This window comes from Streptomyces sp. NBC_00376 (assembly GCF_036077095.1).
In the GTDB taxonomy this organism is placed as follows: domain Bacteria; phylum Actinomycetota; class Actinomycetes; order Streptomycetales; family Streptomycetaceae; genus Streptomyces.
On sequence record NZ_CP107960.1, the window covers coordinates 3,576,875 to 3,598,693 of the forward strand.

Annotated in this window: 32 protein-coding genes; 3 read left to right on the forward strand and 29 right to left on the reverse strand. The window is 67.2% G+C overall.

Annotated elements, in window-relative coordinates; translation table 11 throughout:
* Positions 1–8: 8 nt before the first annotated feature.
* Positions 9–1,004, forward strand: a complete 996-nt coding sequence (coaA, locus tag OG842_RS15905) for a type I pantothenate kinase (RefSeq protein ID WP_266730356.1) — start codon at positions 9–11, stop codon at positions 1,002–1,004.
* A gap of 35 nt (positions 1,005–1,039) precedes the next feature.
* The gene (locus tag OG842_RS15910) at positions 1,040–1,996 is read left to right on the forward strand and encodes a DUF389 domain-containing protein (protein ID WP_266730357.1); all 957 of its coding nucleotides are present in this window, start codon (positions 1,040–1,042) and stop codon (positions 1,994–1,996) included.
* A 16-nt stretch (positions 1,997–2,012) separates the two neighbouring features.
* Here OG842_RS15910 and glmM read toward each other — a convergent pair whose 3' ends face one another.
* From glmM to OG842_RS15930, 4 genes are all read right to left on the reverse strand, one after another.
* On the reverse strand, positions 2,013–3,371 hold the full coding sequence (gene glmM / locus OG842_RS15915; protein ID WP_266730358.1) for a phosphoglucosamine mutase: 1,359 nt from the start codon (positions 3,369–3,371) through the stop codon (positions 2,013–2,015).
* A 175-nt stretch (positions 3,372–3,546) separates the two neighbouring features.
* On the reverse strand, positions 3,547–4,074 hold the full coding sequence (gene rpsI, locus OG842_RS15920) for a 30S ribosomal protein S9 (RefSeq protein ID WP_030914197.1): 528 nt from the start codon (positions 4,072–4,074) through the stop codon (positions 3,547–3,549).
* 44 nt (positions 4,075–4,118) lie between these two features.
* The gene (gene rplM / locus OG842_RS15925; RefSeq protein WP_072486702.1) at positions 4,119–4,562 is read right to left on the reverse strand and encodes a 50S ribosomal protein L13; all 444 of its coding nucleotides are present in this window, start codon (positions 4,560–4,562) and stop codon (positions 4,119–4,121) included.
* Between the two features lie 352 nt (positions 4,563–4,914).
* Positions 4,915–6,543, reverse strand: coding sequence for an ABC-F family ATP-binding cassette domain-containing protein (locus tag OG842_RS15930; protein ID WP_328512661.1), 1,629 nt, complete (start codon positions 6,541–6,543; stop codon positions 4,915–4,917).
* A 57-nt stretch (positions 6,544–6,600) separates the two neighbouring features.
* Here OG842_RS15930 and OG842_RS15935 point away from each other — a divergent pair, with 57 nt between their 5' ends.
* Positions 6,601–7,464, forward strand: a complete 864-nt coding sequence (locus tag OG842_RS15935; RefSeq protein WP_266730359.1) for a hypothetical protein — start codon at positions 6,601–6,603, stop codon at positions 7,462–7,464.
* Positions 7,465–7,498: 34 nt separating this feature from the next.
* On the opposite strand, the gene truA is transcribed toward OG842_RS15935, so the two are convergent.
* The 25 genes from truA to rplV all read right to left on the reverse strand — a co-directional run bounded on the left by truA (position 7,499) and on the right by rplV (position 21,776).
* Complete coding sequence (gene truA, locus OG842_RS15940) at positions 7,499–8,353, reverse strand: tRNA pseudouridine(38-40) synthase TruA (RefSeq protein ID WP_266730360.1); 855 nt, start codon at positions 8,351–8,353, stop codon at positions 7,499–7,501.
* Positions 8,354–8,450: 97 nt separating this feature from the next.
* Positions 8,451–8,951, reverse strand: a complete 501-nt coding sequence (gene rplQ, locus OG842_RS15945; protein ID WP_072486706.1) for a 50S ribosomal protein L17 — start codon at positions 8,949–8,951, stop codon at positions 8,451–8,453.
* A 179-nt stretch (positions 8,952–9,130) separates the two neighbouring features.
* Entirely contained in the window at positions 9,131–10,153 is a 1,023-nt protein-coding gene (locus tag OG842_RS15950) for a DNA-directed RNA polymerase subunit alpha (protein WP_024755423.1), read from the reverse strand.
* Between the two features lie 133 nt (positions 10,154–10,286).
* The gene (gene rpsK / locus OG842_RS15955) at positions 10,287–10,691 is read right to left on the reverse strand and encodes a 30S ribosomal protein S11 (protein ID WP_003956432.1); all 405 of its coding nucleotides are present in this window, start codon (positions 10,689–10,691) and stop codon (positions 10,287–10,289) included.
* A 105-nt stretch (positions 10,692–10,796) separates the two neighbouring features.
* The gene (gene rpsM / locus OG842_RS15960) at positions 10,797–11,177 is read right to left on the reverse strand and encodes a 30S ribosomal protein S13 (protein WP_018519286.1); all 381 of its coding nucleotides are present in this window, start codon (positions 11,175–11,177) and stop codon (positions 10,797–10,799) included.
* Positions 11,178–11,371: 194 nt separating this feature from the next.
* Positions 11,372–11,485: a 50S ribosomal protein L36 gene (rpmJ, locus tag OG842_RS15965; RefSeq protein WP_003956441.1), complete on the reverse strand. Its 114-nt coding sequence runs from the start codon at positions 11,483–11,485 to the stop codon at positions 11,372–11,374.
* A 60-nt stretch (positions 11,486–11,545) separates the two neighbouring features.
* Positions 11,546–11,767 carry a translation initiation factor IF-1 gene (gene infA / locus OG842_RS15970; RefSeq protein ID WP_003956442.1) on the reverse strand — a complete coding sequence of 74 codons (222 nt, stop codon included), beginning with the start codon at positions 11,765–11,767 and terminating at the stop codon, positions 11,546–11,548.
* A 316-nt stretch (positions 11,768–12,083) separates the two neighbouring features.
* Complete coding sequence (gene map / locus OG842_RS15975; RefSeq protein ID WP_266730361.1) at positions 12,084–12,920, reverse strand: type I methionyl aminopeptidase; 837 nt, start codon at positions 12,918–12,920, stop codon at positions 12,084–12,086.
* Between the two features lie 137 nt (positions 12,921–13,057).
* The gene (locus tag OG842_RS15980; protein ID WP_266730363.1) at positions 13,058–13,714 is read right to left on the reverse strand and encodes an adenylate kinase; all 657 of its coding nucleotides are present in this window, start codon (positions 13,712–13,714) and stop codon (positions 13,058–13,060) included.
* Positions 13,714–15,033 carry a preprotein translocase subunit SecY gene (gene secY / locus OG842_RS15985; protein ID WP_093540755.1) on the reverse strand — a complete coding sequence of 440 codons (1,320 nt, stop codon included), beginning with the start codon at positions 15,031–15,033 and terminating at the stop codon, positions 13,714–13,716. The genes OG842_RS15980 and secY overlap by 1 nt, the downstream gene beginning before the upstream one ends.
* Before the next feature lie 215 nt (positions 15,034–15,248).
* Positions 15,249–15,704 carry a 50S ribosomal protein L15 gene (gene rplO, locus OG842_RS15990; protein WP_018550610.1) on the reverse strand — a complete coding sequence of 152 codons (456 nt, stop codon included), beginning with the start codon at positions 15,702–15,704 and terminating at the stop codon, positions 15,249–15,251.
* 1 nt (position 15,705) lies between these two features.
* Positions 15,706–15,888, reverse strand: coding sequence for a 50S ribosomal protein L30 (rpmD, locus tag OG842_RS15995; protein ID WP_030914154.1), 183 nt, complete (start codon positions 15,886–15,888; stop codon positions 15,706–15,708).
* Positions 15,888–16,493, reverse strand: a complete 606-nt coding sequence (rpsE, locus tag OG842_RS16000; RefSeq protein ID WP_072485533.1) for a 30S ribosomal protein S5 — start codon at positions 16,491–16,493, stop codon at positions 15,888–15,890. The genes rpmD and rpsE overlap by 1 nt, the downstream gene beginning before the upstream one ends.
* A gap of 46 nt (positions 16,494–16,539) precedes the next feature.
* Positions 16,540–16,923, reverse strand: coding sequence for a 50S ribosomal protein L18 (rplR, locus tag OG842_RS16005; RefSeq protein WP_072485534.1), 384 nt, complete (start codon positions 16,921–16,923; stop codon positions 16,540–16,542).
* A gap of 2 nt (positions 16,924–16,925) precedes the next feature.
* Positions 16,926–17,465, reverse strand: a complete 540-nt coding sequence (gene rplF / locus OG842_RS16010; RefSeq protein ID WP_093540757.1) for a 50S ribosomal protein L6 — start codon at positions 17,463–17,465, stop codon at positions 16,926–16,928.
* Positions 17,466–17,486: 21 nt separating this feature from the next.
* Positions 17,487–17,885, reverse strand: a complete 399-nt coding sequence (rpsH, locus tag OG842_RS16015; protein WP_037688013.1) for a 30S ribosomal protein S8 — start codon at positions 17,883–17,885, stop codon at positions 17,487–17,489.
* 224 nt (positions 17,886–18,109) lie between these two features.
* The gene (locus OG842_RS16020) at positions 18,110–18,295 is read right to left on the reverse strand and encodes a type Z 30S ribosomal protein S14 (protein ID WP_003948630.1); all 186 of its coding nucleotides are present in this window, start codon (positions 18,293–18,295) and stop codon (positions 18,110–18,112) included.
* 2 nt (positions 18,296–18,297) lie between these two features.
* Positions 18,298–18,855 carry a 50S ribosomal protein L5 gene (rplE, locus tag OG842_RS16025; protein ID WP_072485537.1) on the reverse strand — a complete coding sequence of 186 codons (558 nt, stop codon included), beginning with the start codon at positions 18,853–18,855 and terminating at the stop codon, positions 18,298–18,300.
* Entirely contained in the window at positions 18,855–19,178 is a 324-nt protein-coding gene (gene rplX / locus OG842_RS16030; RefSeq protein WP_003966949.1) for a 50S ribosomal protein L24, read from the reverse strand. The genes rplE and rplX overlap by 1 nt, the downstream gene beginning before the upstream one ends.
* Before the next feature lie 2 nt (positions 19,179–19,180).
* Positions 19,181–19,549, reverse strand: coding sequence for a 50S ribosomal protein L14 (gene rplN / locus OG842_RS16035; protein ID WP_003966950.1), 369 nt, complete (start codon positions 19,547–19,549; stop codon positions 19,181–19,183).
* A 107-nt stretch (positions 19,550–19,656) separates the two neighbouring features.
* Entirely contained in the window at positions 19,657–19,941 is a 285-nt protein-coding gene (rpsQ, locus tag OG842_RS16040; RefSeq protein WP_030977953.1) for a 30S ribosomal protein S17, read from the reverse strand.
* Positions 19,941–20,165 carry a 50S ribosomal protein L29 gene (gene rpmC / locus OG842_RS16045; protein WP_014047786.1) on the reverse strand — a complete coding sequence of 75 codons (225 nt, stop codon included), beginning with the start codon at positions 20,163–20,165 and terminating at the stop codon, positions 19,941–19,943. Before rpmC ends, rpsQ begins: the two co-directional genes overlap by 1 nt.
* Positions 20,165–20,584, reverse strand: coding sequence for a 50S ribosomal protein L16 (rplP, locus tag OG842_RS16050; protein ID WP_072485538.1), 420 nt, complete (start codon positions 20,582–20,584; stop codon positions 20,165–20,167). The genes rpmC and rplP overlap by 1 nt, the downstream gene beginning before the upstream one ends.
* A gap of 5 nt (positions 20,585–20,589) precedes the next feature.
* Positions 20,590–21,429, reverse strand: coding sequence for a 30S ribosomal protein S3 (gene rpsC, locus OG842_RS16055; RefSeq protein WP_072485539.1), 840 nt, complete (start codon positions 21,427–21,429; stop codon positions 20,590–20,592).
* Entirely contained in the window at positions 21,429–21,776 is a 348-nt protein-coding gene (rplV, locus tag OG842_RS16060) for a 50S ribosomal protein L22 (RefSeq protein WP_004571827.1), read from the reverse strand. The genes rpsC and rplV overlap by 1 nt, the downstream gene beginning before the upstream one ends.
* Positions 21,777–21,819: the final 43 nt, after the last annotated feature.

A 21,819-nucleotide genomic window follows, 5' to 3' on the forward strand; every position in this document is an offset into this window, starting at 1 on the left:
ATGAACCCGTGATCACTTCGCCGCCACGGAGCACCCAGCGACGCGCCGAGCACGCGGCGACGCCGTACGTCGACCTGTCCCGCGCCGAGTGGAGCGCCCTGCGCGACAAGACACCGCTGCCGCTGACCGCCGACGAGGTGGAGCGGCTGCGCGGGCTCGGGGACGTCATCGACCTCGACGAGGTACGGGACGTCTACCTGCCGCTCTCCCGGCTCCTCAACCTCTACGTCCAGGCCACCTCGGGACTGCGCGGCGCCCTGAACACCTTCCTCGGGGACGCGGGGAACGGCCACGGCGCGCAGCGCGGCACCCCGTTCGTCATAGGCGTCGCGGGCAGTGTCGCGGTCGGCAAGTCCACCACCGCGCGCATCCTCCAGGCCCTGCTGGCCCGCTGGCCCGAGCACCCGCGCGTCGAGCTGGTGACCACGGACGGGTTCCTGCTCCCGATGAAGGAGCTCCGGGCCCGCGGGCTGATGTCGCGCAAGGGTTTCCCCGAGTCGTACGACCGGCGCGCCCTGACCCGGTTCGTCGCCGACATCAAGGCCGGCAAGGACGAGGTGACGGCGCCCGTCTACTCGCACCTGATCTACGACATCGTGCCGGACGAGCGGCTCACCGTACGCCGTCCCGACATCCTGATCGTCGAGGGGCTGAACGTGCTCCAGCCCGCGATGCCCGGCAAGGACGGCCGCACCAGGGTCGGTCTCGCCGACTACTTCGACTTCAGCGTGTACGTGGACGCGCGCACCGAGGACATCGAGAGCTGGTACCTCAACCGGTTCCGGAAGCTGCGGGAGACGGCGTTCCAGAACCCCTTCTCGTACTTCCGCAAGTACACCCAGGTCTCCGAGGAGGAGGCCATGGAGTACGCGGCGACGATGTGGCGGACCATCAACAAGCCCAATCTGGTGGAGAACGTCGCGCCCACCCGGGGCCGTGCCACCCTGGTGCTCCGCAAGGGGCCGGACCACAAGGTCCAGCGGCTGTCCCTGCGCAAACTCTGATCCTCCGATACCCCGAGCCTCCTGGGAGTGGCCGCGTGCTGCATCTGCGCCTGATCGTCCCCGCCGACCGTACGGACGAGGTGCTGCACCTGGTGGAGAGCACCCGCGGTACGACACACCTCGTCGTGATGGCCGGGGCCGCCCGCAACCCGGCGGGCGACCTGGTCCTGTGCGACGTGGCCCGTGAGGCGGGTGACGAGCTGATCTCCGCGCTGCGCCGGCTCGGTATCGACAAGTCCGGTTCGATCACCGTCGAGAACATGGATCTGACGCTCTCCGCCCACGCCGACAAGGCCGAGGAGGACGCGCCGGGCGAGGGCGCGGACGCGGTGCTGTGGGAGGAGCTGACGGAGGCGACCCACGAGGAGTCGACGTTCAGCGTCACGTACGTGGCGTTCCTCACCGTCGCCACGATGCTCGCCGCCTGCGGTGTGATGCTCGACAACGCGATCCTGATCGTGGGCGCGATGGCGGTCGGTCCGGAGTTCGGGCCGCTGGCCGGGATCTCCACGGCCCTGGTGCAGCGTGCTCCGCGGCTGGCGCTGCGTTCGATGTACGCGCTGATCGGCGGTTTCGCCGTCGCGATGGTGCTGACGGCCGGGTTCGCCTGGCTGATGGACGCCTCCGGGCTGTTCACCCGCTCGATGATCGAGGCCGACCGCCCCAACACGGCGTTCATCTGGAAGCCCGACGCGATGTCCTTCGTGGTGGCCTTCCTGGCCGGGATCGCCGGGACGCTCTCGCTCACCTCGGCGAAGTCCGGGGCGCTGATCGGAGTCGCCATCTCGGTGACGACCGTGCCGGCCGCGGCCAACGCCGCGGTGGCGTTCAGCTACAGCGACTACAGCCAGATGTGGGGCTCCACGGCCCAGCTGCTGGCGAATCTCGGCGGGATCGTGGTCGCGGGGACGCTGACCCTGCTGGTCCAGAAGGCACTGTGGGCGGCACACCGCCGCCGGACGGGCCTCGTCACGAGCCCGCCCGGCGAATGAGCGCCGGGACCACCGACTACCCGAGCGCGGACTTCACCACATCGGCCAGCCGCTCGGCGACCGCCCGTGCCTGCTCGATGTCGGCCGCCTCGACCATGACCCGCACCAGCGGCTCGGTACCCGACTGGCGCAGCAGCACGCGGCCGGTGGAGCCCAGCTCGGCCTCGGCCTCGGCCACCGCGGCGGCGACCTCCGGGGAGGTCCCGACCCGGGACTTGTCGACGTCGCGGACGTTGATCAGCAGCTGCGGCAGCCGCTGCATGACCCCGGCCAGATCGGCGAGCGTACGGCCGGTGGCGGCGACCCGGGCCGCCAGCAGCAGGCCGGTCAGCGTGCCGTCGCCGGTCGTGGCGTGGTCCAGGACGATGACGTGGCCGGACTGCTCGCCGCCCAGCGCGTAGCCCTCGGCCTTCATCGACTCCAGTACGTAGCGGTCGCCGACGGCGGTCTGGACGAGCTGGATGCCCTCCCGCTCCATCGCGATCTTGAAGCCGAGGTTGGACATGACGGTGCCGACCACGGTGTCCTTGCGCAGCTGTCCGGCCTCGCGCATCGCGAGGGCGAGGACGGCCAGGATCTGGTCGCCGTCGACCTCCTCGCCGGTGGAGTCCACGGCCAGGCAGCGGTCGGCGTCGCCGTCGTGCGCGATGCCGAAGTCGGCGCCGTGCTCGACGACGGCGGCCTTCAGCGGCTCCAGATGGGTGGAGCCGCAGCCGTCGTTGATGTTCAGGCCGTTCGGGTCCGCACCGATCGTGATCACCTCGGCGCCGGCCCGTGCGAAGGCCTCGGGCGAGACCCGGGCGGCCGCGCCGTGCGCCTCGTCGAGCACGACCTTCAGCCCGTCGAGACGGTTCGGCAGGACCGCGACGAGGTGCGCCACGTAACGGTCGAAGCCCTCCGCGTACTCGGTGACGCGTCCCACGCCGGCACCGGTCGGACGCTCCCACGGCTCACCGGTGCGGTGCTGCTGGTAGATCGACTCGATCCGGTCCTCCAGCTCGTCGGAGAGCTTGTGACCGCCGCGCGCGATGAACTTGACACCGTTGTCCGGCATCGAGTTGTGGCTCGCGGAGAGCATCACGCCGAGGTCGGCGCCCAGCGCACCGGTGAGATACGCCACCGCCGGGGTGGGCAGCACACCGACGCGCAGGACGTCCACGCCGGCGCTGGCGAGACCGGCCACGACGGCGGCCTCCAGGAACTCTCCGGACGCGCGCGGGTCACGGCCCACCACGGCTGTCGGCCGGGTCCCGTCGAGGGCGCTCCCCTCGGCGAGAACATGCGCCGCAGCGACCGAGAGTCCGAGCGCCAGCTCGGCCGTCAGATCCGCATTGGCGACACCGCGCACACCGTCCGTGCCGAAGAGTCGTCCCACTGGTGTCCTCCGAAGATGCTCCGAAACCGCAAAACCAAATCAACCAAAGCAAAGCAACGCAACAAGCCTATGAACGCCTTATGCCGTTATACGCCCGAAGGTGCCGATAAACGAACGCCCCGGCAGCACGAGGTGTGCCGCCGGGGCGAACGTGTAAAGCAGATGAGCAGGCGGATTAGCGCTTGCTGTACTGCGGGGCCTTGCGGGCCTTCTTGAGACCGGCCTTCTTGCGCTCGACCGCACGGTCGTCACGGGAGAGGAAGCCGGCCTTCTTCAGCGGGGCGCGGTTGTTGTCCACGTCCGCCTCGTTCAGCGCACGGGCCACGCCGAGACGCAGGGCGCCGGCCTGACCCGAGACGCCGCCACCCGAGATGCGGGCGATGACGTCGTAGCGGTTGTCGAGCTCGAGCACCTTGAAGGGCTCGTTGACTTCCTGCTGGTGCACCTTGTTGGGGAAGTAGTCCTCAAGGGTGCGACCGTTGATCTTCCACTTGCCGGTGCCCGGAACGATCCGGACGCGGGCAATGGCGTTCTTCCGACGGCCAAGGCCGGCGGCGGGCTGCGGGTCGCCGAAGCGGGACGCCAGCGACTCGCTGGTGTACTCGCCCTCGACGGGAACCTCGGACTCGAAGGTGGTCACCTCGGCGAAGACCTCTTCGCCCTCGGTGCCCTCGACGGGGTTCTCAACAGTGGTCTCGGCCACGATTCTCCTCAGATCTTTCTTTTGGTCTTAGGGGGAGGCCGGAACTACTGCGCGACCTGGGTGATCTCGAACGGGACCGGCTGCTGAGCAGCGTGCGGGTGCTGGTCGCCCGCGTAGACCTTGAGCTTCGAGAGCATCTGACGGCCCAGGCTGTTCTTGGGGATCATGCCCTTGATGGCCTTCTCGACGGCCTTCTCGGGGCTCTTGGCGAGCAGCTCGTCGTAACGGACGGAGCGCAGACCACCCGGGAACCCGGAGTGGCGGTACGCCATCTTCTGGGTCTTCTTGTTGCCGGAGAGGTGAACCTTCTCGGCGTTGATGATGATGACGAAGTCGCCCATGTCCATGTGGGGGGCGTAGATCGCCTTGTGCTTGCCGCGGAGGAGGTTCGCAGCCGTGGTGGCGAGACGACCCAGGACGATGTCCTGCGCGTCAATGATGTGCCACTGGCGCGTCACATCGCCGGGCTTGGGGCTGTACGTACGCACTTCGTAGCCTTCGCTTCTTCAGTGGATGGGGTCCAGACACATGGCACCTCTGAAGCGATCATGCAGCTGGAGCTCACAATGCCGGGGACGCTGCCCGTATGCGAGCCACTGGTAACTGCTCCAGAGAACCTACGTAAGGGCCCTACGCGTGAGAACGACGAAGCCAATACGCATAACAAGCAACGAGACTACCCGCCCCGCCCCGGACGGGTCAAAACGCGTGGCCCTCGGGCGGGCGGCAGCGGGGTTCCCCGGCCTGGCCGGCCCCGCTGCCGGGGGTTCCGTCCTCAATCGCCGGACGGGCTGGTCGGTGCGGGTTCCCCGCGGGGGTGCGGACCGTGGAGCAACCGCGTCACCGGGCCCGTTCCACCCGCCGCTCGTCCCACACCGGCTCCGCCGTCTCGCGTACGACGCCGTCCGAGCCGAACACCAGATAGCGGTCGAAGGACTTCGCGAACCAGCGGTCGTGGGTGACGGCCAGCACCGTTCCCTCGTACGCCTCCAGGCCGTCCTGGAGGGCCTCCGCCGACTCCAGGTCCAGGTTGTCCGTCGGCTCGTCGAGGAGCAGCGCGGTCGTGCCGGCCAGCTCCAGGAGAAGGATCTGGAACCGTGCCTGCTGGCCGCCGGACAGCTTCTCGAAGGGCTGGTCGCCCTGGCGTTCCAGCTCGTAGCGGCGCAGCACGGACATCGCCCCGCCGCGGTCCTTGGCGTGCTCGGTCCACAGGATCTCGACGAGCGTCTTGCCCAGCAGCTCCGGATGGGCGTGGGTCTGCGCGAAGTGGCCCGGCACGACCCGGGCCCCCAGCTTCCACTCCCCGGTGTGCGCGACCTGCTCGCCCGCGAGGAGCCGCAGGAAGTGCGACTTGCCCGATCCGTTCGAGCCGAGGACGGCGACCCGTTCCCCGTAGAAGATCTCCAGGTCGAACGGCTTCATCAGCCCGGACAGCTCAAGGTTCTTGCAGGTCACCGCGCGCACCCCGGTCCGCCCGCCGCGCAGCCGCATCCTGATGTCCTGCTCGCGCGGCGGCTCCGGCGGCGGGCCCGCGTCCTCGAACTTCTTGAAGCGGGTCTGCATCGCCCGGTAGCGGGACGCCATGTCGGGGCTGATCGCCGCCTGCTGCCGCAGCCGGTGGACCAGCGCCTTCAGCCGGGCGTGCTCCTCCTCCCAGCGCCGCAGCAGCTCCTCGAACCGGGCGAACCGGTCCTTGCGGGCCTGGTGGTACGTGTCGAAGCCGGCGCCGTGCACCCACACGTCGCTGCCCGCCGGGCTCGGCTCCACGCTGACGATCTTCTCGGCGGCCCTGGACAGCAGCTCGCGGTCGTGCGAGACGAACAGGACCGTCTTGCGGGTCTCCTTGAGCCGGTCCTCCAGCCACCGCTTGCCGGGCACGTCGAGATAGTTGTCCGGCTCGTCGAGCAGCAGCACCTCGTCGGGCCCCCGCAGCAGCGCCTCCAGGACCAGGCGCTTCTGCTCACCTCCGGAGAGCGTGCGCACCTCGCGCCACTGCGCCTTCTCGTACGGGACACCGAGCGCGGCCATGGTGCACATGTCCCAGACGGTCTCGGCCTCGTACCCCCGGGCCTCCGCCCAGTCGCTCAGAGCCTGCGCGTACTTCATCTGCGCGGCCTCGTCGTCGACGGTGAGGATCAGCTCCTCGGCCTTGTCGACCGCCAGGGCCACCTCCCTGATGCGCGGCTGGGACACGGAGACGAGCAGGTCCCGGACCGTGCGTTCGTCCCGCACCGAGCCCACGAACTGCTGCATCACCCCGAGCCCGCCGCTCACCGAGACGGAGCCGCCGTGCGGCTGGAGCTCCCCGGCCAGCAGCCTGAGCAGCGTCGTCTTGCCGGCCCCGTTGGCCCCCACGAGGGCGACCACGGCCCCGTCCGCCACCCGGAACGAAGCATCGCCGAGCAGCACCCGCCCGTCCGGTAGGTAGTACTCAAGGTGGCCCGCTTCAAGATGTCCCATGCACAGCATTGTCACGGCCCGCGAAGCCCTGGCCCAACCGGTTTACGTCTCCTCTAGGATCGCGGCATGAGCTTTGGGCAAGGGGGGCCCTCCTGGGGGCCCGGGGACACACAGACTCCGGACTGGGCAGCGCTGGCCGACGAGTCCGCGGCGCGGGGCCGGCGCAAGAAGTGGCTGCTGATCGGCGGCGGCGTGCTCGCCACCGCCGCGATCGGCGCGATCGTGGCCACCGCGGTCATCTCGACCAACAAGAACAACAGCCCCACCGGCTCCGGCAAGAACGCGAGCGAGCTGCCCGCGCCGAGCGATCTGCCGCACGAGACCGCCGAGCCGGAGCCGTCCTTCTCCTCGGTGGCACCGCTCCCCCCGCCGAACCCGAAGGACTACATCTCCGACGCGAAGAAGGACCGGGCGCCGATCACCGTCGACGCGTTCTTCCCCGGCAAGAAGCTGACGATGGGCGACCGCGTCTACCTCAAGGGCGCGACGCAGCAGACGAAGAACTGCGCCGCGACCACGAAGGGCGCGCTCGGCTCGATCCTCGTGAACAACGGCTGCGACCAGGTCATCCGGGCCACGTACAGCAAGGACGGCGTCGCCGTCACCGTCGGGCTCGCGGTCTTCCGGACGGAGGCCCAGGCCAAGAAGGCGGCCCAGCAGGCGAGCGGCAGCATCGCCACGCTGAGCGGCGCAGGCGTACCGGCCTTCTGCCCGCCGGGATCGGTCTGCCGCCGCACCGCCAACTCCTACGGCCGTTACGCCTACTTCGCCATCAGCGGGTTCACCAACGGCAAGAGCGTCACCACGGCCGACAAGAAGGTCTACACCACCGGTGACGATCTGACGAACTTCACGTTCCGTCAGATCCACCACCGGGGCGAGGTCCAGGCCTCGGCAGCGGCCACCGCCCAGACCGCACGGACCGCCTGACCCCGCTCCCTTCCCTCGTCCCGGGGAACGGCCCTCAGCAGCACCCGCCCCCGGGAAGCGTCCGCACATTGCGCGCTTCCCGGGCCCGGACGGCCAGCAACTCGTCGGCCGGGTAAGCCACTTCCTCCAGCGTCAGCCCGTGCGGGCGCACCACGTGCACGCCGGGGTCGCGGACCCGTGCCGCGAGCACCTGCGCGGGCCACTCGGGCCGGCGGCGTCCGTCCCCGACGAAGAGCGCGGCCCCGATCAGCGCGCGGACCATGTTGTGGCAGAACGCGTCCGCCTGCACGGTCGCCGTCAGGATCCCGCTCGCCTCGTCCCGGACCCAACTCAGCTTCTGCAGCGTACGGATGGTCGTCGCGCCCTCGCGCTTCTTGCAGTACGCGGCGAAGTCGTGCTCACCGGTCATCAGGGCGGCCGCCTCGTTCATGGCGTCCAGGTCCAACGACCGGTCGTGCCACAGCACATGACCGCGCAACAACGGGTCCACCCCGCCTTGCCGGTCGGAGACACGGTAGGCGTAACGACGCCACAGCGCCGAGAACCGCGCGTTGAAGCCCTCGGGTGCCGGCGCGATCCGCCAGATCCGTACGTCCGGCGCCATCCGCCCGGCCATCCGCCGCAGCAGCTTGTCACCGTGCTCGGCCCACACCTCGTCCGGCAGGTCGACGTGCGCGACCTGCCCCCGCGCGTGCACCCCGGCATCGGTCCGGCCGGCGACGGTCAGGTCGTACGTCCGCGAGGACCGCGTCACGGTCCGCAGCGCGTCCTCGATCTCGCCCTGTACGGTCCGCCTGGAGGTCTGCTTCGCCCAGCCCGAGAAGTCCTTGCCGTCGTACGCCAGATCGAGCCGCACCCGTACGAAGCCGGGCTCCACTTCGTCACTCACCCATGGGTCCTTTCCTGCGAGTGCACGCAGATGCATACGGAACGGGCCCGCACCGCCCCGAAGGGTGATGCGGGCCCGTCCAGTGGTCTCAGAACGCTCAGGCGTCCTTGGACTCCGCGTCGTCGGCCGGCTTGGCGTCCTCGACGGCCTCGGCCGGAGCCTCGTCCTTCTTGAGGGCGTCTTCCTTGACCGCACGCTTCGTGGCGGCCTCGGCCTCACCGGTGGCCTGCTGGGCCACGGTCAGCGCCTCGACCAGCTCGATGACGGCCATCGGGGCGTTGTCGCCACGACGGTTGCCGATCTTGGTGATGCGGGTGTAACCACCGGGGCGGTTCTCGTACCGCGGGGCGATCTCGGTGAAGAGCGTGTGGACGACGCCCTTGTCCGTGATCGACTGCAGCACCAGGCGACGGTTGTGGATGTCGCCCTTCTTCGCCTTGGTGATGAAACGCTCGGCGACCGGACGCAGGCGACGGGCCTTGGCCTCGGTCGTGGTGATGCGGCCGTGCTCGAACAGCGACTTCGCGAGGTTGTTGAGAAGCAGCTTCTCGTGCGCGGCGCTGCCGCCCAGACGGGCACCCTTGGCGGGCTTCGGCATGGTGTTTCTCCTTGTGTGCTGCACCGGCCGTATCAGGTACCGGTGTCAGTTCCCGTGCGGCGGACGCCACCCGGAAGTTCAAGAGCCGACGGGCAGATCAAGCCCGTCGGCGATCGAGGACAAAGCCTCACCCCGGTCCGGGGCGCCCGGAAAACCCAGGCGCCCCGGCCGGAGGCGGATCAGTACTGCTCGGTCTCCACGAAACCGGCGTCCGCGTCGTCGTCGGCGCCGAAGGCGTCGGCGGCGGCGGTCGGGTCGAAGCCGGGAGGCGAGTCCTTCAGCGCGAGGCCCATACCGGCCAGCTTCGCCTTGACCTCGTCGATCGACTTCGCACCGAAGTTGCGGATGTCGAGCAGGTCGGCCTCGGAACGGGCCACGAGCTCACCCACGGAGTGGATGCCCTCGCGCTTGAGGCAGTTGTACGAGCGGACCGTGAGCTCCAGCTCCTCGATCGGCAGCGCCAGATCGGCGGCGAGCGCGGCGTCCGTCGGGGACGGGCCCATGTCGATGCCCTCGGCGTCGATGTTGAGCTCGCGCGCCAGGCCGAACAGCTCGACCAGGGTCTTGCCGGCCGACGCCATGGCGTCACGCGGACGCATGGCCTGCTTGGTCTCGACGTCGACGATCAGCTTGTCGAAGTCGGTGCGCTGCTCGACACGGGTCGCCTCGACCTTGTACGTGACCTTGAGCACCGGCGAGTAGATGGAGTCGACCGGGATACGGCCGATCTCCTGGCCCGCCTGCTTGTTCTGGACGGCGGAGACGTAGCCGCGACCGCGCTCGACGGTCAGCTCCATCTCCAGCTTGCCCTTGCCGTTGAGCGTGGCCAGGACCAGGTCCGGGTTGTGGACCTCGACACCGGCCGGCGGGGCGATGTCAGCAGCGGTGACCAGGCCGGGGCCCTGCTTGCGCAGGTACATCACGACCGGCTCGTCGTGCTCCGAGGAGACGACCAGCTGCTTGATGTTGAGGATGAGGTCGGTGACGTCCTCCTTGACGCCCGGCACGGTGGTGAACTCGTGCAGGACACCGTCGATCCGGATGCTGGTGACAGCAGCGCCGGGGATCGAGGAGAGGAGCGTACGGCGAAGAGAGTTGCCGAGGGTGTAACCGAAGCCCGGCTCCAGCGGCTCGATGACGAACCGGGAGCGGAACTCGTCAACGACCTCTTCGGTCAGCGACGGACGCTGAGCGATAAGCATGTTGCGTTCCTTCAGTCGTGGGCGCCCACTATTTGACGCCCCCAGATACTGACAAGGGTACGGGCGGCACGACCCCGAAGGGGCCGTACCGCCCGGACCCACGAGCTACTGCCTGGAGCAGAGCCCGAAAAAATCAGACGCGGCGACGCTTGGGCGGGCGGCATCCGTTGTGCGGGGTGGGGGTGACGTCCTGGATCGAGCCGACCTCCAGGCCGGTGGCCTGGAGCGAACGGATCGCGGTCTCGCGGCCGGAGCCCGGACCCTTGACGAAGACGTCAACCTTGCGCATGCCGTGCTCCTGCGCGCGGCGGGCGGCCGACTCGGCGGCCATCTGCGCGGCGAAGGGGGTGGACTTGCGCGAGCCCTTGAAGCCGACGTGGCCGGCGGAGGCCCAGGAGATCACGTTGCCCGAGGGGTCCGTGATCGAGACGATCGTGTTGTTGAACGTGCTCTTGATGTGCGCGTGGCCGTGAGCGACGTTCTTCTTTTCCTTGCGACGCACCTTCTTGGCTGCGCCCTGACGACCCTTGGGGGGCATGTCTTGACTCCAGATGGAGAGGGGAGGTGATCGGTCCTACAGCGAAGACCGCTGGTTGCTGCGGATGACCGGTGGCCCGGACGTCCGCAGTGCGTCCGCTGAGGACTACTTCTTGCCCGGCTTCTTCTTACCGGCGATCGCGCGACGCGGGCCCTTGCGGGTACGAGCGTTCGTGCTGGTGCGCTGGCCGTGGACCGGCAGGCCGCGGCGGTGACGCAGACCCTGGTAGCAGCCGATCTCGACCTTGCGGCGGATGTCGGCCTGGATCTCGCGACGGAGGTCACCCTCGGTGCGGAGGTTGGCGTCCACGTACTCGCGGATCTTGACCAGGTCCTCTTCGGCCAGGTCGCGAACGCGGGTGTTGGGGTTCACGCCAGTGGTGGCGAGAATCTCCTTGGACCGGGTGCGCCCGATACCGAAGACGTAGGTGAGGGCAACCTCCACGCGCTTTTCGCGCGGGATGTCAACACCTGAAACGCGTGCCATTCAATGGCTCCAGTTGTTAATTCGGGGGTCTTCCGCAGTGCCGCTCCCGATCGCCGACCTCTCGTGACGAGAGGTGGTACGCCCGGGTCCCCGGCCCCCACCGGAGGTGTCGTCAGCCGAAGCTTGGACGGACTCTGCGTATGTACGTTTTACGTGCGTCGCGCGAAGTGCTGCGAGATGCAGGGGGTCGTGCGTCAGCCCTGGCGCTGCTTGTGGCGCAGGTTGTCGCAGATGACCATGACCCGACCGTGTCGGCGGATCACCTTGCACTTGTCGCAGATCTTCTTGACGCTCGGCTTGACCTTCATGGGATGTCAGGTTCTCCGGGTCAGTGCCGTCACCACGCGGAAGCGAGGTGGAGGCAAGATCTACTTGTAGCGGTAGACGATCCGGCCACGCGTCAGGTCGTACGGGGAGAGCTCCACGACGACCCGGTCATCCGGAAGGATTCGGATGTAGTGCATCCGCATCTTGCCGCTGATGTGCGCGAGGACCTTGTGACCGTTCTGGAGCTCCACCTTGAACATGGCGTTCGGGAGGGACTCGATCACGGTGCCCTCAATTTCGATGGCACCTTGCTTCTTGGCCACGCTTCGCCTTTCGAATCGGCTACCTTGATCGACTTTCGGCACAGCATGCGGACACACTGATGCACGAGAGCCGACGAGTCAGTCTACGTCAGCGGACCCCAAAAGACGAATCCGTCAAGTTTGCCCACCGAGGGAGATCCTTAGACCTCGACAAGCGGGTCAAATCCCCCGGGTGTCGTCACCCGATGGGGTATCCCCTGGTCCTCAAGACCTCGGGGAAGGGTCCGGCGCCACCTCGATGCCGGCCCCTCCTTCACGCAGCCCTCGCGGGCTCGGCGCCGGAGCGCCTCACAGGCTTCGGCCGGCGGTCATGTCGTCACCCCAGCGGGTCCGGCGCTACCTCGATCCCGTACTGCGCCAGCTTCGCCCGGCCGCAGTCGGGGGCGGTCAGGACCAGGGGGCCCTGCTCGGTGAGGGCGATCGAGTGCTCCCAGTGGGAGGACCAGGTGCCGTCCGTCGTGATGACCGTCCAGTCGTCCTGGAGCACCTCGGTCTGCGCGGTACCGAGCGAGACCATCGGCTCGATGGCCAGGCAGACGCCGGGGACGAGCTTGATGCCCTTGCCGCGCTTGCGGGCGACGTAGTTCAGCAGGTGCGGGTCCATGTGCATCTCGGTGCCGATGCCGTGGCCGCCGTAGTCCTCGATGATCCCGTACTTGCCGGTGGCGGGGCGGGGCTGGCGGCGGATGTAGGACTCGATCGCCTTCGAGATGTCGACGAGGCGGTTGTTCACCTTCATCGCGGCGATGCCGGCCCACATGGACTCCTCCGTCACCCGGGAGAGCTCGACCAGCTCCGGAGCGTGACCGGTGCCCACGAAGGCCGTGTACGCGGCGTCGCCGTGCCAGCCGTCGACGATCGCGCCGGCGTCGATGGAGATGATGTCGCCGTCCTTGAGGACCGTCTTCTCGTCCGGGATGCCGTGGACGACGACCTCGTTGACCGAGGTGCAGATGGTCGCGGGGAACCCGCCGTAACCGAGGAAGTTCGACTTCGCACCGTGATCGGCGATCACCTTGCGGGCGACCTGGTCCAGGTCCAGCGTGGTGGCGCCGGGCACCGCCGCCTCGCGGGTGGCCGCGTGAATGGCAGCGACCACCAGCCCCGCCTCGCGCATCTTCGCGATCTGCTCGGGGGTCTTGATCTGCACCATTGCACGGCGCCTCTCTGCATCGGACTGCATCGAACGGTGATGTCTGCGGCGTACGCACACAACGATACGGCGCAAACAGTCGGCCGCGGCGCCCATGGACGCCGCGGCCGACTGCACAAGTACTGCGGGTTCTGCGCTCAGCCCTTGTCGGACTTGAGAGCCTCCATCGCGCGCTCGGTCACATCGGTGACCTTGCCGAGCGCGGAGATGGTGACCACCAGGTTCTGGGCCCGGTAGTAGTCGATGATCGGCTCGGTCTGCGTGTGGTAGACCTCCAGCCGGGTGCGCACCGTCTCCTCGGAGTCGTCGTCACGCTGGTACAGCTCGCCGCCGCAGACGTCGCAGACGCCCTCGGCCTTCGGCGGGTTGTACGTCGCGTGGAAGACGTGCGAGCCGTCGTTCCGGCAGATACGGCGGCCGGCGATGCGCTTGACCACCTCGTCCTCGGGGACTTCGAGGTCCAGGACCGCGTCGAGCTTGGTGCCCTCGTCCTTGAGCATGGCGTCAAGAGCCTCGGCCTGACCCACGTTGCGCGGGAAGCCGTCCAGCAGGAAGCCGTTCTCGGCGTCCGGCTGGGACATGCGGTCCTTGGCCATCCCGATGGTGACCTCGTCCGGGACCAACTTGCCTGCGTCCATGAAGGAGCGGGCCTGCTTGCCAAGGTCGGTGCCCTGGCTGATGTTGGCGCGGAAGAGATCGCCCGTGGAGATCTGCGGAATCGACAGGTTCTTGGCAAGGTACGCAGCCTGCGTTCCCTTGCCGGCACCGGGCGGCCCGACGAGGACGATTCGCATCAGCGGAGGAACCCTTCGTAATTGCGCTGCTGGAGCTGGCTCTCGATCTGCTTCACGGTCTCCAGCCCCACACCCACGATGATCAGGATGCTCGTCCCGCCGAACGGGAAGTTGGCGTTCGCACCACCGAAGCCTGCCAACGCCATCGTCGGCACAAGAGCGATCAGACCCAAGTACAGCGAGCCCGGCCAAGTGATCCTGTTGAGCACGTAGCTCAGGTACTCGGCAGTAGGTCGACCAGCCCGGATACCCGGGATGAACCCACCATACTTCTTCATGTTGTCGGCGACTTCCTCGGGGTTGAACGAGATCGCCACATAGAAGAAGGCGAAGAAAACGATCAACAGGAAGTACGCCGTGATGTAGTACGGGTGGTCGCCCTTGACGAAGTTGTCCTTGATCCATGTCGCCCAGCCCGCAGTGGAGTTGGAGAACTGGACGATCAGGGCAGGGATGTAGAGCAGCGAAGAAGCGAAGATGACGGGAATCACACCCGCCTGATTGACCTTCAGCGGGATGTACGTCGACGTACCGCCGTACGACCTGCGGCCGATCATGCGCTTCGCGTACTGCACCGGGATACGGCGCTGGGCCTGCTCGACGAAGACGACGAGGCCCACCATCACGAAGCCGATCAGGATGACGGTGCCGAACTCGATCCAGCCGTCGGCCAGCTTGCCGCTGGTCTTGATGGCCCACAGGGCACCGGGGAAGCTGGCGGCGATCGAGATGAACATCAGGATCGACATGCCGTTGCCGATGCCGCGGTCGGTGATGAGCTCACCGAGCCACATGACGGCCGCGGTGCCCGCGGTCATCGTGATGACCATCACGATGGTCGTGAAGATCGACTGGTTCGGGACGATCTGGTCGGCGACCGGGCAGCCGCTGAAGAGGGCGCCGCTGGTGGCGGTGGCCACCAGGCCGGTGCCCTGGAGGATGGCGAGCGCGACGGTCAGATAACGCGTGTACTGCGTGATCTTCGCCTGACCGGACTGCCCCTCCTTCTTGAGCGCCTCGAGTCGGGGAATGACCACGGTCAGCAGCTGAAGAATGATGCTGGCCGTGATGTACGGCATGATGCCGAGCGCGAAGATCGTGATCTGCAGCAGTGCACCACCGCTGAACATGTTCACCAGGCCGAAGAGGCTGTTGTTGCCCTTGCTGGCCTGATCAACACAGGTCTGGACGTTCTCGTAGCTCACTCCCGGTACCGGGATGTGTGCCCCGAGCCGGTAGAGCACGATGATGCCGAGCGTGAAGAGCAGCTTCTTGCGCAGGTCGGGCGTCTTGAACGCCCGGGCGAACGCGGTGAGCACGGTGCCTCCTGCGACCCCCGCGCAAAGCGTAGAGGTGACGGTCTTGAGGATCGACGAATACGTAAAAGTCAAAGTCCCCGGGGCGGGTGCCCAGAGGGATACCACACAACAACGCACGCCACCTTACCGGCGACCATGCCCCCCTAGGAACGACCAACCGGGGATGCCCCAAATAAGAGGCATCCCCGGTCGGATGTTCAGGCCATCGAGTTGTCTCAGACGAGCTCGGTGACGGTGCCGCCGGCGGCGGCAATCTTCTCCTTGGCGGAGCCGGAGACGGCGTCAACCGAAACCTGCAGCGCCACGGAGATCTCGCCCTGTCCGAGGACCTTGACGAGGTGGTTGTTGCGCACCGCACCCTTGGCGACCAGGTCGGCCACGGTGACCTCTCCACCCTCGGGGTAGAGCGTCGCGAGCTTGTCCAGGTTCACGACCTGGTACTCGGTGCGGAACGGGTTCTTGAAGCCCTTGAGCTTCGGGAGACGCATGTGGAGGGGCATCTGCCCACCCTCGAAGCGCTCCGGAACCTGGTAACGGGCCTTGGTGCCCTTGGTGCCACGACCGGCGGTCTTACCCTTGGACGCCTCACCACGACCCACACGGGTCTTGGCGGTCTTGGCGCCCGGGGCGGGCCGGAGGTCATGGGCCTTCAGCGGCTTGTTCTCCGCCATGTCAGTCGACCTCCTCAACCGTCACGAGGTGGCGCACGGTGTGAGCCATGCCGCGGAACTCGGGACGGTCCTCCTTGACGACCACGTCGTTCAGGCGCTTGAGCCCGAGCGAACGCAGGGTGTCACGGTGGTTCTGCTTGCTGCCGATGTACGACTTCGTCTGCGTGATCTTGAGGCGAGCCATTACGCACCCGCTCCCGCACGCGCACGAAGCAGAGCCGCGGGGGCGACGTCCTCGAGCGGCAGACCGCGGCGGGCCGCGATCTCCTCGGGACGCTGCAGGCCCTTGAGGGCCTCCACGGTCGCGTGCACGATGTTGATCGCGTTGTCGGAGCCGAGCGACTTCGACAGGATGTCGTGAACGCCGGCGCACTCCAGAACGGCGCGCACCGGGCCACCGGCGATAACACCGGTACCGGGGGAAGCAGGCTTCAGCAGGACGACGCCCGCAGCCTTCTCGCCCTGGATCGGGTGAGGAATGGTGCCCTGGATGCGCGGAACCTTGAAGAAGTTCTTCTTGGCTTCCTCGACACCCTTGGCGATGGCCGCGGGAACTTCCTTGGCCTTGCCGTAACCGACACCGACGGTGCCGTCACCATCGCCCACCACGACCAGCGCGGTGAAGCTGAAGCGACGACCACCCTTCACAACCTTGGCGACGCGGTTGATCGCGACAACGCGCTCAACGTACGCGGTCTTCTCGGCGGCAGCTGCGCCGCCGTCACGGCCCTTCCGGTCCCGCCGCTCGCCGCCACCGGCACCGCTTCCGCGGCGCTGGGGTCCAGCCATTGGATTTACCTCTCTCTGTTACGTCCGCTGTGCGTAGGAACCGGGCTCAGAACTTCAGACCGGCTTCACGGGCGGCGTCAGCCAGAGCGGCAATCCGCCCGGCGTACTGGTTACCACCGCGGTCAAACACGACGGCCTCGACGCCTGCGGCCTTGGCGCGCTCAGCGACCAGGGCGCCGACCTGCTTGGCCTGGGTGCTCTTGTCGCCCTCGCCACCACGGATGGAAGCGTCCAGGGTCGACGCCGACGCGAGCGTGTGGCCCGCGATGTCGTCGATGACCTGAGCCACCATGTGGCGGTTGGACCGCGTCACGACCAAGCGCGGACGCTCCGGCGAACCGGAGATGTGCTTGCGGACGCGGATGTGGCGACGCTTGAGGGCGGCACGCTTGTAGGCGTCGCCCTTGGCGATCTTCACGCCGTATGCCATGGCTACTTACCAGCCTTTCCGACCTTGCGGCGGATGACCTCGCCGGCGTACTTGACGCCCTTGGCCTTGTACGGGTCAGGCTTCCGCAGCTTGCGGATCTTGGCCGCGGTCTCGCCGACCTTCTGCTTGTCGATGCCCTCGACGGAGAACTTCGTGGGGGACTCCACCTTGAAGGTGATGCCCTCCGGGGCCTCGATCAGGATCGGGTGGCTGTAGCCCAGGGCGAACTCCAGGTTGGAGCCCTTCGCCTGGACGCGGTAACCGACACCACTGATCTCGAGCGCCTTGGTGTATCCCTGGGTCACACCGGTGATCATGTTCGCCACCAGCGTGCGGGACAGGCCGTGAAGGGCCTTGTTCTGACGCTCGTCGTTCGGGCGGGTGACGCTGAGGAAGCCGTCCTCACCCTTGGTGACCTCGATCGGCGACGCGACGGTGTGCGAGAGGGTGCCCTTGGGCCCCTTCACCGCGACCGTGCGGCCATCGATGGTGACGTCCACACCGGCGGGAACCTGGATGGGGAGCTTGCCGATTCGCGACATGAGCTATTCCTCCGTTCCCGACTACCAGACGTAGGCGAGGACTTCCCCACCTACGCCCTTCTTGCTGGCCTGCTGGCCGGTCAGGAGACCGTGGGACGTGGAGATGATCGCCACGCCCAGGCCGCCGAGGACCTTCGGCAGGTTGGTGGACTTTGCGTATACACGCAGACCCGGCTTCGAGATTCGCTTGATGCCGGCGATCGAGCGCTCGCGGTTCGGGCCGAACTTCAGCTCGAGGACGAGGTTCTTGCCGACCTCGGCGTCCTCGACCTTCCAGCCGGTGATGAAGCCCTCCTGCTGGAGGATCTCCGCGATGTGCGACTTGATCTTGCTGTGCGGCATCACGACGGAGTCGTGGTACGCCGAGTTCGCGTTACGCAGACGCGTGAGCATGTCTGCGATGGGATCAGTCATGGTCATGAATTGGCCTTCGGCCTCTCTCGCCGGGGTTTCCTGTATGCGCCATCCCTCTCCCTACTCAGAGGCAGGACGGGTGCGGTGCGGGGACCTACGGCGTAGTAAGTCGGTCTTGGGCGGCAGGCGCCCAACCCCACAAGCCTACGGCATGTGAGGGCGGGCTCCTGCCGACCAGATGCTTACCGAGAGCTTCCGTCAATTCCCAACGCCCGGAGGGCGAAGGAGAATTACCAGGAGCTCTTGGTCACGCCCGGCAGCTCGCCACGGTGAGCCATCTCACGAAGGCACACGCGGCACAGGCCGAACTTGCGGTAGACGGAGTGGGGCCGGCCGCAGCGCTGGCAGCGGGTGTACCCGCGAACGCCGAACTTCGGCTTACGGGCGGCCTTAGCGATCAGAGCCTTCTTCGCCACGGTCAGTTCTCCTTGAACGGGAAGCCGAGGTGACGAAGGAGGGCACGACCCTCGTCGTCGTTGGTCGCCGTGGTGACCACGGTGATGTCCATGCCCCGGACCCGGTCGATCTTGTCCTGGTCGATCTCGTGGAACATGACCTGCTCCGTGAGACCGAACGTGTAGTTGCCACGGCCGTCGAACTGCTTCGGCGACAGACCACGGAAGTCACGGATACGCGGCAGCGCGAGCGACAGCGTACGGTCCAGGAACTCCCACATGCGGTCACCACGGAGGGTGACGTGGCAGCCGATCGGCTGCCCCTCGCGCAGCTTGAACTGCGCGATGGACTTGCGGGCCTTGGTCACGGCCGGCTTCTGACCGGTGATCGTGGTGAGGTCGCGCACGGCGCCGTCGATCAGCTTGGAGTCGCGGGCGGCGTCGCCCACACCCATGTTGACCACGATCTTGACCAGACCGGGGATCTGCATGACGTTCTCGTACGAGAACTCCTCACGCAGCTTGCCGGAGATTTCCTCGCGGTACTTCGTCTTCAGACGCGGAGTGGTGGTGGTAGCCATCAGATGTCCTCACCCGTCCGCTTGGCAACGCGGATCTTGTTGCCTTCGTCGTCGAAGCGGTATCCGACGCGCGTGACGACCTTGTTGCCGTCCTTCTCCACGACGAGCTGAACGTTGCTCACGTGGATGGGGGCCTCGGTCGTGACGATGCCACCGGTCTGCGAACCGCGAGCGGTCTGACCGGCCTTGGTGTGCTTCTTGACCCGGTTGACACCCTCGACGAGGACGCGGTCCTGAGCGGGGTAGGCCACGATGACCTTGCCCTGCTTGCCCTTGTCCTTACCGGTGATGACCTGAACCAGGTCGCCCTTCTTGATCTTCATGCTTACAGCACCTCCGGCGCGAGCGAGATGATCTTCATGAACTTCTTCTCGCGCAGTTCCCGGCCCACCGGGCCGAAGATGCGGGTGCCGCGGGGGTCACCGTCGTTCTTCAGAATGACGGCGGCGTTCTCGTCGAAGCGGATGTACGAGCCATCCTGACGGCGACGCTCCTTGACGGTGCGAACGATGACGGCCTTGACGACGTCACCCTTCTTCACGTTGCCACCGGGGATCGCGTCCTTGACGGTGGCGACGATGACGTCACCGATGCCCGCGTAGCGGCGACCCGAACCACCGAGAACACGGATGGTGAGGATTTCCTTCGCACCCGTGTTGTCGGCGACGCGAAGTCGCGACTCCTGCTGGATCACGTCTATCTCCTGATCGTCTGCCGGTTCCCGGCGGGGGCCGCTCCGTCACCGGAACGAGCCCCCGCCGAGCCTGGCGGAACTTGCCTGAGGGGAATGCCCCTCAGGAATTACTTGGCCTTCTCGAGGATCTCGACGACGCGCCACCGCTTCGTGGCGGACAGCGGCCGGGTCTCCATCAGGAGGACGCGGTCGCCGACGCCGGCGGCGTTCTGCTCGTCGTGCGCCTTGAGCTTGTTCGTACGGCGGATGACCTTGCCGTACAGCGCGTGCTTGACACGGTCCTCGACAGCGACGACGACGGTCTTGTCCATCTTGTCGCTGACGACCAGACCCTCACGGGTCTTGCGGAAACCGCGGTCGGTGTTCGTCTCAGTCACAGTCTTCTCGCTCATCAGACGCTCTCCACCGTCTCGATGCCCAGCTCGCGCTCGCGCATCAGGGTGTAGATCCGGGCGATGTCCTTACGGACGGACTTGAGCCGGCCGTGGTTCTCGAGCTGCCCGGTCGCCGCCTGGAAGCGGAGGTTGAACAGCTCTTCCTTGGCCTCGCGGAGCTTGTTGAGCAGCTCCTCGTTGCCCAGCTCGCGCAGCTCGGACGCCTTGGTTCCGGCCGACATCACGCCTCACCTGCCTCGCGCCGAACGATGCGGCACTTCATCGGAAGCTTGTGAGCAGCGCGGGTGAGCGCCTCACGAGCAATCTTCTCGTTCGGGTAGGACAGCTCGAACATCACGCGACCCGGCTTGACGTTCGCGATCCACCACTCGGGAGAACCCTTACCGGAACCCATGCGGGTCTCGGCCGGCTTCTTCGTCAGGGGACGGTCCGGGTAGATGTTGATCCAGACCTTGCCGCCACGCTTGATGTGGCGGGTCATCGCGATACGAGCTGCCTCGATCTGGCGGTTCGTCACGTACGCCGGGGTCAGCGCCTGGATGCCGTACTCGCCGAACGCAACCTGCGTGCCACCCTTGGACATACCGCTGCGCTTCGGGTGGTGCTGCTTGCGGTGCTTGACCCTACGGGGGATCAGCATTTCGGTCAGGCCTCCGTTCCGGTGCTCTCGGCAGCCGGAGCGGCAGCGGCGGGAGCCTCGGCCTTGGGGGCCTCGGTCTGAGCCGACTGCTGCTGCGGCTTGCGACCGCGACCGCCACGCTCGCCACCGCGGCCACCACGGCCGGCCGGGCGGTCAGCGCCGCCACGGGCCGGGCGGTTGCCTGCGCGGGCAGCGGCGTTCTCGGCGCGGACCTCGGCGATGTTCTTGACGTCGCCCTTGTAGATCCAGACCTTCACGCCGATGCGGCCGAAGGTCGTCTTGGCCTCGAAGAAGCCGTAGTCGACGTTCGCGCGGAGCGTGTGCAGGGGCACACGGCCCTCGCGGTAGAACTCCGAGCGGGACATCTCGGCGCCGCCGAGGCGGCCACCGCACTGGATCTTGATGCCCTTGGCGCCGGCCTTCATCGAGCTCTGCATGCTCTTGCGCATGGCCCGACGGAAGGAGACGCGGGAGGAGAGCTGCTCGGCGACGGCCTGGGCCACCAGCTGAGCGTCCACCTCGGGGTTCTTGACCTCGAGGATGTTCAGCTGGACCTGCTTGCCGGTCAGCTTCTCCAGCTCGCCACGGATGCGGTCGGCCTCGGCGCCGCGGCGGCCGATGACGATGCCCGGGCGGGCGGTGTGGATGTCAACGCGGACGCGGTCGCGGGTGCGCTCGATCTCGACCTTCGAGATGCCGGCCCGCTCCATGCCCTTCGTCATCATGCGACGAATGGCGACGTCTTCCTTGACGTAGTCCTTGTACAGCTTGTCGGCGTACCAACGGGACTTGAAGTCCGTGGTAATGCCGAGCCGGAACCCGTGCGGGTTTACCTTCTGGCCCATTACCGGGTTCCTTCCTTGCTGCTGACGACCACGGTGATGTGGCTGGTCCGCTTACGGATCCGGTAGGCACGGCCCTGAGCACGCGGACGGAACCGCTTCAGGGTCGGGCCCTCGTCCACGTACGCCTCGCTGATGACCAGCGAAGAGGCGTCGGTGTGGTCGTAGTTGTGTGCGGCGTTGGCGATGGCGCTGTCCAGCACCTTGCCAACCGGCACGCTCGCGGCCTGCGGGGCGAAACGCAGGACCGCCTGAGCCTCCGTGGCATCCATGCCACGGATGAGGTCCACCACGCGGCGGGCCTTCATGGGCGTGACGCGGATGTACCGCGCCTGGGCCCTGGCTTCCATGGTTGTCCCTTCGGTGTAAGTCATAGTCGTTTCCACCCCGCGG